The following is a 13,001-nucleotide window of genomic DNA, read 5'->3' as shown; positions in this document are numbered from 1 at the left end:
CATCTGGTCGGCTTTTTGTTAAGTGGATAGCGCGGCGATTCGATTTAGCCGCGTGATTGACCACAGCACTGCTTGAATTTTTTTCCGCTCTCACAAGGACAGGGATCATTGCGCCCGATACCTTTGAATGGGTTTAGGCTTTGAGCTTTATTTCCTACCATCAACTCATCCGCGCCCAGCGCGACTTCACCGACCATTAAATCAAGCTGGTCGACTAAATCTGTCAGGGCCGGTGGCGTTTCAATACCTGCGTCGCGCATCTGTTGCTGCGTTGCTGGCTCATCGATAGCCAGCATCAAAGTGGTCAGTAATGCTTGCAGCATACGCTGTAATCCATCATTGAGCTCAACGTCTTGCCACTGTTCTTCAATCATTGACCAAACAGACATAAAGCCTTCGGCAAAATCAGCAAGTTGTTCAGGTTCTTTGCCTGTTAGCTCTAGCACGGAATATTCGTTTCGTTGAATTCGGTTATGCTGCTTGTGAATTTGCTCTTCCACAGCTGGTTGAATCGCTTTGAATCCCTCACCTAATAGCGGCTCTAACCACTTTTCAGGAGCGAGTGGTTTTGTCGTCAGATTCGCAGCTAACACTGCGCCTTCGATAAATAGGCAAGATTCATCGACGTGAACTTCACCTTTTTCAATCAATGTGTATTGCATGACATCTGGTTTCCCATAAATTTGGCGGCATTATACCTCAGAGCTCAAAAGCAAGTAACCTAACGTTGTGTGTTTGACGGCATTGGGCGCTTCGAGTCTTTTAATGACAAACTTAACTTACATCGCTACAATCGCCCTCCTTTTTACCACCAAACTGTATTAGGCAAGCTATGCGAGTTGTACTAGGCCCAATGGAAGGCGTTTTAGATCATTTGATGCGCCAAATCCTGACCGAGATAAACGACTATGACCTGTGTGTTACGGAGTTTGTTCGCGTAATCGACCAGCTATTACCCGATCATGTGTTTCACCGTTTATGCCCAGAGCTGTTGCAAGGTTCTCAGACTGCATCTGGTGTGCCAGTACATGTGCAATTGTTGGGACAGGAACCGAACTGGATGGCTGAGAACGCAATTAAAGCGGCAAATCTTGGTGCCAGAGGCATTGATATAAACTTTGGTTGCCCAGCCAAAATGGTCAACAAAAGTAAAGGTGGTGCAGCGCTACTCCAGCATCCAGAGCTCATTCACCGTGTTGTGAAAGCTTGTCGAGAAGCCGTTCCAGAAGCCATTCCCGTAACTGCAAAAATTCGTCTTGGTTGGGAGAACCCTGAAGATTGCTTTGAAATTGTCGATGCCATTCAGTCTGCTGGCGCAAATGAATTGACCGTACACGCACGTACTAAACAAGGTGGTTATAAAGCTTCTGAGATAAAATGGGATTACATCAACCAAATTCGCGAACGTTTCTATATCCCACTGATAGCGAATGGTGAAATTTGGAATTATGAAGACGGTCAACGTTGCATTGAAACGACTGGCGTTAACTCTTTGATGGTGTGCCGAGGCGCTTTCAATATCCCTAACTTAGGCAATATGGTAAAACATAACCACCAGCCAATGTCATGGCCCGAGGTGGTTGAGTTGCTCATCTACTACTCCAAGTTTGAGATGAAAGGCGATAAAGGCTTGTATTACCCAAACCGCGTAAAACAATGGTTCTCTTACTTACGCCAGGCTTATCCTGAAGCAAAAGACCTATTTAGAGAAATCAGAACGTTCAACAAAGCCACACCAATTGTTGAGCATATTCAACGCTACCGCGATGACTTAAACTCTCAGGTTGCATAACTCCCGAACACAAAAAAGGACGAATATCTCGTCCTTTTTTGTACCTAAATCCTAGTAACAGATCTTATTTTTGCCGGTACTTTTGGCTTGATATAACTTTTCATCCGCCGCTTTAAACAACTCATCAAAGTTTTCTACTCGGCTCTCTTTACTAAACACCACACCGCCAGAGATCGTAAAGCCTTCTTTCGTTACGCGTGTCGAGCGCTCATCTATGGCCTTTTTTACTCTGTCTAAAATGAGTTTAATGCCCTCTGAATCTTCGTCATAAATCGCTAAAACGAACTCTTCGCCACCAAACCTTGAGGCAACATCGGTATGGCGAATATTTTCACGTATACATTTTGCAACAAGCTGAATTGCAGAATCACCGACATCATGACCATAGGTGTCGTTGATCTTCTTGAAGTTATCAATATCGAACACTGCTAAAGCAACCTGTTTTTTTGTCATCTTATTACGCCACACGGTTTGCATACCTCGACGATTCAATAAACTGGTCATTGGGTCTCTTGCTGCCAGTTCTTTAAAGTAACGTCGCTCGCTATGCATATTCACATAGAACAAGACGACGGTACTCAGCACGTAAATAAATAGTGCGACAATAAGGCTGTATTTTTCAAAAACCGCTAGGTTCTTAGCTTCATCCCAAAGGTTGTACTCGTAGTACATGCTGTGATTCGCACTCAATCGCTCTAATTCGACAGGTTTGATTCGTGTACTGTTTGAAGGAATGGATTGTAAATTGGAAACCAAATGAAACTGACCAACAAGACCTAGCGACGAAGCCATGAGCGTATTGATGTCGAAATCAATAGACAAAACACCTTGATGTTCTCCTTTCTCATAGACGGGTACCGTCATACTAATGACTTGACCTTCCATCGAGTCCAACACAGGCCCTGGTCCAGCCAAGGTAATGTTCACTTTATCTTGCGCGGTTTTTTGCCAAAAAGGTCGGGCTTTTAGCGTTGACAAAAGCTCTCTAGTGAAATTTTTTGCGTAGGTATCGGGTGAGGAGATAACGTAACCGCGCTTGTCAATGTAATGGATTCCAACAATGTGCGATTCAATATCGTGCAGAAATGACAATGACGGCGCAAAACCCGCCTTTTGTTCAGCTAACTGGTTAATCGTTGAACCTTGCTGACATAAGCTTTCATCCCCTACGATCATATAATCAAGGTCAACCGCAGGTAACCCTTCACTATAAACACTTTCGAGTAATAACACATCTATAGGCCAAAGATAACAAAGCCCTTCTTTGACTAAAGAATTATGTTCTTCAAACAGTGGGTTAGCGTAATTGGTATAGTTGGTGAAGCTGTAATCTAAAGCCGTGAGTACTTTAATACCGCGAGACATTGCACGCTCGATACGCGCATACTCAGAATCGATATAGCGGTTAACCGCATCATAGTAATTTTTCGTTGTCACGAGTAAAACCACTACAAATAACGCCAGAGGAAAAAAGATGACAAATGAGAGGCTAAATCGCCTTTGGTTTACCATTGAGTACCATGCATATGAAAGGTCAATAGTCTCTTATGACTGCTATTAAATTGATACTCGTTATCTGGTGACGCATGCAATGCAGCACCAGATAACAAGAGACCAAACAAATGTGTGCGCGCTGTTTGAGACCGTTTATATATTAAAGGAGTTTAATCAATATAGAGTGTGGTGTCACTTTAGTCGCCATAATTTGCAGCTCTGTGCCGACATATTGACAGAGATATGACCTTTATAATCAACCTGTTCTGTGTCATCTAACAACGATATAACTTGGCTAACCTCCAAGCCCAGTTGCCACATAGGTAAATCGATTGAACATTCATTACCACTGAGATTAATCATAACAACGACTGCTTCGCGACCCAGTACACGTGCGTACGCCAACTGGTTGTTAGTGCAATGAAGCCATTGAATACAGCCCGACTGTAAAGGCTTACATTGTTTACGTATCTTGATCCATTGTTGGTAAAGCGATAGCCATTGTGAACTTTCAATTTCATTCCAAGGAAAACAACGACGATTATCCGGGTCTAGCCCTCCTTCTAGACCGACTTCACTCCCGTAGTAAATACAAGGCGTGCCAACGTAAGTCATAAGCATTGCTAGCGCGATGTTCATTTTACGCTTATCACCATCAACCAATGTGATAAACCGAGCAGTATCGTGACTATCGAGTTGATTTAGCTGCGATAGCTGATTAGAAAATGGGATTTTTGCTCTGGCTTCGTCCAACCATGCTTTAAACTCCAAACCATCAATGTTGATTGGATCGTACATAATATCTTGTCGTGCGATAAAAGCTCGGACTGGATGAGCAAAACCGTAGTAGTTCATCGCCCCATCCTCTTGATCACCTTGCAACCACTGCGTTGCTTCAAAAAAGTGCTCACCTAACACATAAGCATTCGGGTTTACTGACTTAGTCGCATTACGAAACGCTGCCACATAATGAGCATTGTTTTTCGCGCCGTCCCCTTCGCCAAGCATATGGATTACATCAAACCGCCAGCCATCAACCAAGTACGGTGGCTTCAGCCAATACTTGATGACAGAATCTTCACTTTGGTAGATGTAGTCGCGCACCTGTTCATTTTCAAAGTTCAGAACCGGTAAGTTACCAATGCCTTTCCAACCAATGTAGTGATTGGTTTCACCTTCGAAAAAGTAGTAATCACGGAACTTTGACTGCGGATTGCCATACGCTCCTTCTCCTTTTTGTTGGATATCAAACCAAGGATGATGCACTGACGTGTGGTTAAACACCGCGTCTAAGACAATCTTCATATTCTTACCACGGATTTTCTCACACAGTTCAGCAAACTGATCGTTGGTGCCGAGCATAGGGTCAACAGTGAAGTAATCGGTGGTGTCGTATTTATGATTACTTGGTGAAGAAAAGATCGGGTTGAAATAAAGCGCAGTAACGCCGAGCTGTTCAAGATAGTCCAACTTTTGTTCTACACCTTTGAGGTCGCCGCCAAAGAATTCACGTGCCCCGGTATTTTGGTGAGAGCCTACCGCGTCTCCCCACGCCTTGACGACCGATGCAGAATCATACTGAGCATAAGCGTGGCGAATATCAGACTCACTTTTACTAGCAGAAAAACGGTCAGGAAAGATTTGATAGAAAACTTGCTCTTGGACCCAGCTTGGTGGTTGATGCTCTACATTCAACTTAAAGTGGAACTCTTTGGGTGGAATACGCTTTTGTACGCCTCGTGCATCGAGCCAGTATTGTTGTCCGTCTTTGAGGAGCTTAAACACATAATGTGTGACATCTCGATCTTGATTTGGTCGAAACGATGCCTCCCATAGTAATAATTCACCAGCTGTTCCTACTTGAGCCATATCGACCAGATATTCTTCATTGTCCGGCTCAATACGCACATAGACGGAATCAAAATCCAATGTCTCGGTTTTCAGTCTGACTGTAACTTGCTCGTCATTAAAAGCTAAACCATCAATAGTTTGACTATGAAAAATAAATGGCAGGTTCATTATGGGCACTCCTCGTCATCGGATATGCCACTATGTTATTGAAGAATTAGAGACAAGAAATCCTCCTTGCGAGTTGACATATCAGCCAATTTTCCCAAGGAGGATCACACTTAGTAGGCGTAGTGACTTGTCGGATACCGCTTAGTTCAACAAGAGACTGTCATCTGCCAGCTCTTCACCACGCACTTTGGAGAACATATCCAACAAGTCTGGTACTTGCATGTTAGCGCGCTGCTCTCCAGCCACATCAAGCACAATTTCACCTTGGTGAAGCATTACGGTCCTATCGCCACATGCTAATGCGTCTTTCATCGAATGCGTCACCATCATCACTGTTAAATCGAACTCATCGACAATACGTTTAGTTAAGTCGATAACAAACGCCGCCATACGAGGATCAAGCGCAGCCGTGTGTTCATCAAGCAATAACAGCTTACTCTCCGATAACGTCGCCATCACAAGGCTAACGGCTTGTCGTTGTCCACCAGACAGCAACCCAATGCTATCGCCCAAGCGGTCTTCTAAACCAAGACCGAGGATGCTAATTCGCTCTTGGAACAGCTTGCGACGTTTAGTAGAGAGCGCCAACCCCCAGCTGCGTTTTTTACCACGCATGTGCGCTAGAGCCATGTTCTCTTCTATCGTAAGTTCACCACAAGTCCCGGCCAATGGATCTTGAAACACTCGGGCGCATTGCGTCGCACGTTGGGCAACCGTCTGCTTGGTGACGTCTTTGCCGTCAATGATAACCTGACCACCTATCATCGGCGTCTCACCTGTCACCGCACCAAGCAACGTCGATTTTCCTGCGCCATTAGAACCAATCACGGTAAGAAATTGATGATCTGGAACCTCTAAAGAGACGCCTTTCAATGCACGATTTTCCAAAATCGTCCCAGGGTTGAACGTGACCTGAATATTATTTAGTTCGATCATAATGCCTCCCCAGAACCATTTTTTGATGCCGCTTGTTTAGCATCAGTAACGCGTTGTTTCGCTCTCATGCTCTGTTTTAGCTTTGGAGCAATAAGCGCCACAGCCACCAATACTGCGGTAACCAGGTTGAGGTCTGAAGCTTGTAAACCAAACATGCCAGAGCTCAAAGCGAAAGCCACTGCAAGGCGATAAAGTACCGAACCGATGATGACCGCAAATACCGCAACCCAAATCTTGCGCCCGGGAATAAGGGTCTGCCCCAAAATCACAGCAGCCAAACCAACCACAATGGTGCCCACGCCAGAGGTCACATCTGCAAAGCTGTTCGTTTGTGCAAACAACGCGCCTGCGAATCCCACAAACCCGTTGGATAAAGCCAAGCCAAAGTAGGTATAAAAACCAGTGCTCGCCCCTTGCGCAGAAACCATACGCGCATTAACGCCCGTGGCTCGTAAACCAAGACCAAAGTCGCTGTTCAGCAGGCGAATGACAAAGAAAGCGGACAAAAGAACTAAGACCCCAACAACCAGAGGACGAATGAACATCGGATCGCCCAATGCTTCAAACGGAGTGAGAATCGTATCCTCTCCAAGCAACGCCATATTAGGTTTACCCATAATACGAATATTGATTGAAAATGCCGCGATCATGGTAAGAATGGAAGCTAACAGGTGTAAAATACCACACCGAACAGCCAGAAAAGCGGTTACCCACCCCGTCATACTACCAGCTATCATCGCCATTATTGTCGCAAGCCAAGGATTAATACCTGCGACAATCGCCGTTGCAGCCACCGCAGCTCCCATTGGAAAGCTGCCATCCACACTCAAATCGGGGAAATCGAGAACACGGAACGTAAGATACACACCCAGTGCGACTAGGCCATAAATCAAGCCAATTTCGAGTGCGCCAAAAAAAGCAAATGCAGACATAACTGCTCCTTTCTGCATGCTCAGGCTGGCTAATACCAACCTGAACGTAAGACTTCTAACGTATACTCCCCTTCTTCTCTAGCAGAATGCTCTACACGAGAAATCCGGCGAGTATCAATTTTGGGGCAAGCGTCTACCAACCAACGTGACAGGCTTAACCCCAAAAAGCGTTACTTATTGCATGCTTGTCGCACGTTCAACCACAGAACTTGGCAGCTTGATACCGAGCTTAGATGCTGCGCTTTCATTAATTACAAGGTCAGAGCCCGTCGCGACTTTTACATCCAGCTTGCCTGGTTCTTGACCATCAAGAATCGCCGCCACGTAATCCGCGGTTTGTACACCAACCTGGTAGTAGTCAAAACCTAAGCCTGCAATTGCACCCTTTTCCACATACGACGTCGCGCCACCAAATACAGGTTTCTTCGCTTGATTCGCTGCCACAATCATCCCTTCAATCGCACTTGCAACTGTATTGTCTGTTGGGGCGTAAAGAATGTCTGATTTCGCTGCAATCGCTTGAGTCGCAGACTGAACATCAGCACTTTTTAGTGCGGTCGCTTCAACCACTTGTATGCCTTTTGCTTTTGCGCTTTCTTTTAGTAATTCAACTAAAGTCACGGCATTAGCTTCACCGGGATTAAATACAACCCCGATGCTTTTCACCTGAGGAAGAATTTCTTGGATGAGATCGACATGCTGAGCAACGGGTGAAAGATCAGACAGGCCAGTTACGTTTTTGCCTGGTTGTTCCATCGACTTAACCAATTTCGCACCAACCGGATCTGTTACCGCAGTAAAGACAACAGGAATAGAGCGAGTAGCCGACACCAAGGCTTGTGCCGAAGGTGTCGCGATGCCAACTAACACATCAGGATTTTCGCCGACGTACTGACGGGCAATTTGCACCGCAATCGCTGGATTACCCTGTGCGGTCTTATAATCAAATTCTAGATTTTTGCCTTCTTCGTAGCCTTTCGCTTTCAAACCATCAAGTAATCCTTGGCGCGTCGCGTCTAACGCCGGGTGTTCGACAATCTGTGAAACTGCGACAGTTGCAGTGGCGGCCAGTACATTGGTAGAAGAGAAAATAGCAGTAGCAGATAGAACGGCGGTGGCTAATAAACGTTTCGTTTTCATCATAACTCCTTGATGTGACTTCGTCCTTGTTTCACGAGCTTTCAATATGTGTATCGACTCGTGAATTCAAATGTTTGAAGGCGGTATTGTTGTGTTCGTATAACTGTGCACTTCTTGCGCATCTTGTTTTTATTATTACTACTAAGTCTTAGTAAAGAAAAGAAAGATTTAACACTAAAGCAACATTTGTGATCGGGGGGACTTCTTCATCCGGAAAGAATCTTTGGTAAACAAAGCTTCGCTCGCTTCATCGACGACCGTCAAAGTAGGTAATAGAGGCAGGATCAAAAATGGAGCGGCCAGTGCACACTCCATTTCAAACAATTTAAATTAGAACCAACGCTCTAATGACGATTTATCGAGCTGGCGAAACGCTCGGTTCAGTATGATCGCAAGCTCTTTGTAACGAGGGCGAGCTTTGACAGGCTCTAATGCAAAACCTGTTTCCACAATTTTTTGATGCAACTCCCGATACCAAGAGGCCAAAGAAGGCGGCAATTTCGTGTTGGATCGAGCACCAAGCCACCAAATGCCTTGAAGTGGCAAGCTAATCGCAAACAAGGCGACAACAATGGATTGAGGTAACGCGTGGTAATTGTTGAATGCCATTTGAGTGAGTACGCTGATCGCAGCAACGGCCGGCATGACTTTAATGCCAAAGCGAGTCGCCTTAATGATACGCTGTTCCGGAAATATGGCGCTTAGCTCTTTACGAACCGGCCAGATCTCCATGTAATTCTGGCCATCTTTCAGGCTATGGATCAATCCGACTTTATTACTCATACCGCTCTCTCACTAAAAAATAGTTGAACATTTCAACTGAAGGTACAAAAAATTGATGAAAGTTAATATTCTTTCAAATTTTTTTTGTTATCATTGCTTATTATCGCTATCCTTTGCAGACCCTCAATCTCATTGTTGCTGTTATTTACAATTTAAGCAACTCCGAGATATCTATCTGCACGGATCGCATCATAGTGATGGAAGGGTTCATCACTATTTCTTTATATGGAATTAGAACAATTTTTGACCAGGATTAGTACGCAGCCTTCTGGGTATCGGCTATTCTTGTGATTAATTTTTCATTCTTTAACTGATTTTTTATCAGACGAATAACAGGTAGTCATACATGTCTAAGCTAGTTTTAGTTTTAAACTGCGGTAGTTCTTCTCTTAAATTTGCCGTTGTTGATGCCGAGAACGGCGACGAGCACTTGTCAGGTCTTGCTGAGTGTCTTCACCTTCCTGAAGCTCGCATCAAGTGGAAACTTGATGGCAAGCACGAAGCTCAACTAGGCAATGGTGCAGCTCACGAAGAAGCACTAGCGTTTATGGTAGAAACTATTCTTGCTTCTAAGCCAGAGCTTAAAGCTAACCTAGGCGCAATCGGTCACCGTATCGTTCACGGCGGCGAGCAGTTCACTCAATCTGCACTAATTACTGATGAAGTTCTAAAAGGTATTCAAGACGCTGCAACATTTGCACCTCTTCATAACCCTGCTCACATCATCGGTATCGAAGCGGCTAAGAAAAACTTCCCAGAGCTGAAAAACGTTGCTGTATTTGACACTGCGTTCCACCAAACTATGCCTGAAGAGTCTTACCTATATGCTCTTCCATACAACCTATACAAAGAACACGGTATCCGTCGTTACGGCATGCACGGTACTTCTCACTTGTTCATCACTCGTGAAGTTGCAGGCCTACTAAACAAACCAGTTGAAGAAGTAAACATCATCAACTGTCACCTAGGTAACGGCGCATCTGTATGTGCGATCAAGAACGGTCAATCTGTAGACACTTCTATGGGTCTTACTCCACTTGAAGGTCTGGTAATGGGTACTCGCTGTGGCGACATCGACCCTGCTATCGTCTTCCACCTACACGACGCTCTAGGTTACTCTGTTGAACAAATCAACACGATGCTAACTAAAGAGTCTGGTCTTCAAGGTCTAACTGAAGTGACTTCTGACTGTCGTTTCGTTGAAGACAACTACGGTCAAAAAGAAGAAGCAACGCGCGCAATGGACGTGTTCTGTCACCGTCTAGCTAAATACGTTGCTGGCTACACGGCTTCAATGGAAGGCCGTCTAGACGCAATCACTTTCACTGGCGGTATCGGCGAGAACTCTGGCCCTATCCGTGAAATGGTTCTAAACCGTCTTGGCATCTTCGGTATCGAAGTAGATAGCGAAGCTAACCTTAAAGCTCGCTTCGGCGGCGAAGGCGTTATCACGACTGAAAACAGCCGTATCCCTGCAATGGTTATCTCTACTAACGAAGAGCTAGTCATCGCTGAAGACACTGCTCGCCTGACAGGTCTTTAATTGAATTCCTGGCTAGCCACTCGGCTAGCCAGATTTTCATTCAAACGAATTTCTTAGGGGCTCAACTCCTATTCTTCGAGCTTCATGGAATAAGAGTTGAGCTTTTATCCCCCAAATAGCTAAAGGTACTCTACGAATGTCTCGTACTATTATGCTTATCCCTACTAGCGCAGGCGTTGGCCTAACAAGCGTTAGCATGGGTGTTCTTCGCGCTATGGAGCGTAAAGGCGTTAAAGTTTCTTTCTACAAGCCAATCTGTCAGCCACGTTCAGGTGGTGATCAGCCAGATCTGACTTCAACTATCGTTGGTCGTAACAGCGATATGAAGATCGGTGAACCAATGGCGATGTCTGTTGCTGAAAGCCTAATCGGTAACGACAACATGGACGAGCTGCTAGAAACCGTTGTTGAACGTTACAACCAAATCAACAAAGACGCAGACGTTACGCTAATCGAAGGTCTTGTACCTACTCGTAAGCACCCATTTGCAAACCAAGTAAACGCGGAAATCGCGGCAACACTTGGTGCAGAAATCGTGCTAGTTGCGACTCCAGGTACTGATAACCCTGCGCAACTGAAAGAGCGTATCGAAGTAGCATGTTCTAACTTCGGCGGCACTAAAAACAAAAACATCTCTGGTGTTATCATCAACAAGCTAAACGCTCCTGTTGACGAAGCTGGCCGTACTCGCCCTGACCTATCTGAAATCTTTGACGATGCAGACAGCGCGAAACAAAACGAATTGAAAGTGATGGAAATTTTCAACACTTCTCCAATTCGTGTACTAGGTTGTGTGCCATGGAGCATTGATCTGATTGCGACTCGTGCAATCGACATGGCTAAACACCTGAACGCAGATATCATCAACGAAGGTGACATCAACACTCGTCGCATCAAGAGCATCACTTTCTGTGCACGTTCTCTGCCAAACATGATTGAGCACTTCAAACCGGGCTCTCTACTTGTTACTTCTGCAGACCGTCCTGATGTTATCGTTGCTGCTTCTCTTGCTGCAATGAACGGTGTGGATATTGGTGCTGTACTGCTAACTGGCGGTTACGATATCCCTAGCGAAATCGAAGGCCTATGTAAACCAGCATTCGACACTGGTCTACCTATCTTCAAAGCACAAGGTAACACTTGGCAAACGTCTCTAAACCTACAGAGCTTCAGCATCGAAGTACCTGCAGACGATAAAGAGCGTATCGAGTTCATCAACGAACACGTTGCTGGCCACATCGACGGTAACTGGATCGAGTCTATGACTGAAGGCACTCAGAAGTCTCGTCGTCTAAGCCCACCAGCGTTCCGTTACCAGCTAACTGAACTTGCTCGTAAAGCAGGTAAGCGTATCGTTCTTCCAGAAGGTGACGAACCACGCACAGTTAAAGCAGCGGCAATCTGTGCTGAACGCGGCATTGCAGACTGTGTACTTCTAGGTAACCCAGATGAGATCCGTCGCGTAGCGGCTCAACAAGGCGTTGAGCTAGGTACTGGTGTAACCATCATCGATGCAGATGCTGTTCGTGAAAACTACGTTGCTCGCCTAGTTGAGTTGCGCGGTGCGAAAGGCATGACTGAAGTTGTGGCTCGTGAGAAGCTACAAGATTCAGTATTCCTTGGCACAATGATGCTTGAGAACGACGAAGTTGACGGCCTAGTTTCTGGTGCTGTTCACACTACGGCGAACACTATCGTTCCTCCGTTCCAAATCATCAAGACGGCACCAAATGCGTCTATCGTATCTTCAGTATTCTTCATGCTTCTGCCTGATCAAGTACTGGTTTACGGTGACTGTGCAATCAACCCAGATCCAACTGCTGAACAGCTTGCTGAAATCGCTATCCAATCTGCTGACTCTGCAGCAGCATTCGGTATCGAACCACGCGTTGCAATGATCTCTTACTCTACTGGTGAATCTGGTAAGGGTGCAGACGTTGATAAAGTACGTGAAGCAACAAAACTGGCTCAAGAGAAACGTCCTGATCTTATCATTGACGGTCCTCTACAGTACGACGCTGCTATTATGGAAAACGTTGCTGCTTCTAAAGCACCAAACTCTCCAGTTGCAGGTAAAGCGACAGTATTTGTATTCCCAGACCTAAACACGGGTAACACAACTTACAAAGCGGTACAACGTTCAGCTGACCTAGTATCTATCGGTCCAATGCTGCAAGGTATGCGTAAGCCTGTAAACGACTTGTCTCGTGGCGCGCTAGTAGACGACATCGTGTACACCATCGCTCTAACAGCTATCCAAGCAGACCAAGAAGCTAAATAATCGCTTCTGACATCTAGTTGGATATAGATACAAAGCCCTCGATTCGTCGAGGGCTTTTTCTATTGCTGGCCAGAACACTTA

General features: G+C 45.4%; 10 protein-coding genes. 3 read left to right on the top strand and 7 right to left on the bottom strand.

The genetic code is table 11. The features are described from left to right. Positions 1–44: 44 nt before the first annotated feature. Positions 45–662, bottom strand: a complete 618-nt coding sequence (locus R8N47_RS04370) for a YecA family protein (protein WP_064354183.1) — start codon at positions 660–662, stop codon at positions 45–47. A 170-nt stretch (positions 663–832) separates the two neighbouring features. Between R8N47_RS04370 and dusC the strand changes: the two genes are divergently transcribed. Next, a complete protein-coding gene (dusC, locus tag R8N47_RS04365) occupies positions 833–1,792 on the top strand; it encodes a tRNA dihydrouridine(16) synthase DusC (protein ID WP_064354184.1) in 960 nt (319 codons plus the stop codon). A 51-nt stretch (positions 1,793–1,843) separates the two neighbouring features. On the opposite strand, the gene R8N47_RS04360 is transcribed toward dusC, so the two are convergent. From R8N47_RS04360 to yfbV, 6 genes are all read right to left on the bottom strand, one after another. Beyond that, positions 1,844–3,304: a sensor domain-containing diguanylate cyclase gene (locus tag R8N47_RS04360; RefSeq protein ID WP_064354185.1), complete on the bottom strand. Its 1,461-nt coding sequence runs from the start codon at positions 3,302–3,304 to the stop codon at positions 1,844–1,846. Between the two features lie 174 nt (positions 3,305–3,478). Beyond that, complete coding sequence (gene malZ, locus R8N47_RS04355) at positions 3,479–5,305, bottom strand: maltodextrin glucosidase (protein ID WP_064354186.1); 1,827 nt, start codon at positions 5,303–5,305, stop codon at positions 3,479–3,481. Between the two features lie 141 nt (positions 5,306–5,446). After that, positions 5,447–6,241: an ABC transporter ATP-binding protein gene (locus R8N47_RS04350; protein WP_005380813.1), complete on the bottom strand. Its 795-nt coding sequence runs from the start codon at positions 6,239–6,241 to the stop codon at positions 5,447–5,449. Beyond that, positions 6,238–7,173, bottom strand: a complete 936-nt coding sequence (locus tag R8N47_RS04345) for an ABC transporter permease (protein ID WP_054574798.1) — start codon at positions 7,171–7,173, stop codon at positions 6,238–6,240. The genes R8N47_RS04350 and R8N47_RS04345 overlap by 4 nt, the downstream gene beginning before the upstream one ends. Before the next feature lie 174 nt (positions 7,174–7,347). Further along, on the bottom strand, positions 7,348–8,313 hold the full coding sequence (locus R8N47_RS04340) for an ABC transporter substrate-binding protein (RefSeq protein WP_017633858.1): 966 nt from the start codon (positions 8,311–8,313) through the stop codon (positions 7,348–7,350). Between the two features lie 330 nt (positions 8,314–8,643). Then, the gene (gene yfbV, locus R8N47_RS04335) at positions 8,644–9,096 is read right to left on the bottom strand and encodes a terminus macrodomain insulation protein YfbV (RefSeq protein ID WP_005380809.1); all 453 of its coding nucleotides are present in this window, start codon (positions 9,094–9,096) and stop codon (positions 8,644–8,646) included. A gap of 346 nt (positions 9,097–9,442) precedes the next feature. Between yfbV and R8N47_RS04330 the strand changes: the two genes are divergently transcribed. Both R8N47_RS04330 and pta read left to right on the top strand, forming a co-directional pair. Next, positions 9,443–10,639, top strand: a complete 1,197-nt coding sequence (locus R8N47_RS04330) for an acetate kinase (RefSeq protein ID WP_064354187.1) — start codon at positions 9,443–9,445, stop codon at positions 10,637–10,639. Positions 10,640–10,775: 136 nt separating this feature from the next. Beyond that, entirely contained in the window at positions 10,776–12,920 is a 2,145-nt protein-coding gene (pta, locus tag R8N47_RS04325; RefSeq protein ID WP_033905765.1) for a phosphate acetyltransferase, read from the top strand. Positions 12,921–13,001: the final 81 nt, after the last annotated feature.

This window comes from Vibrio sp. 2132-1 (assembly GCF_033344315.1).
The sequence above is the reverse complement of the archived record's forward strand: the minus strand, read 5'-3'. Positions and strand labels throughout refer to the sequence as shown.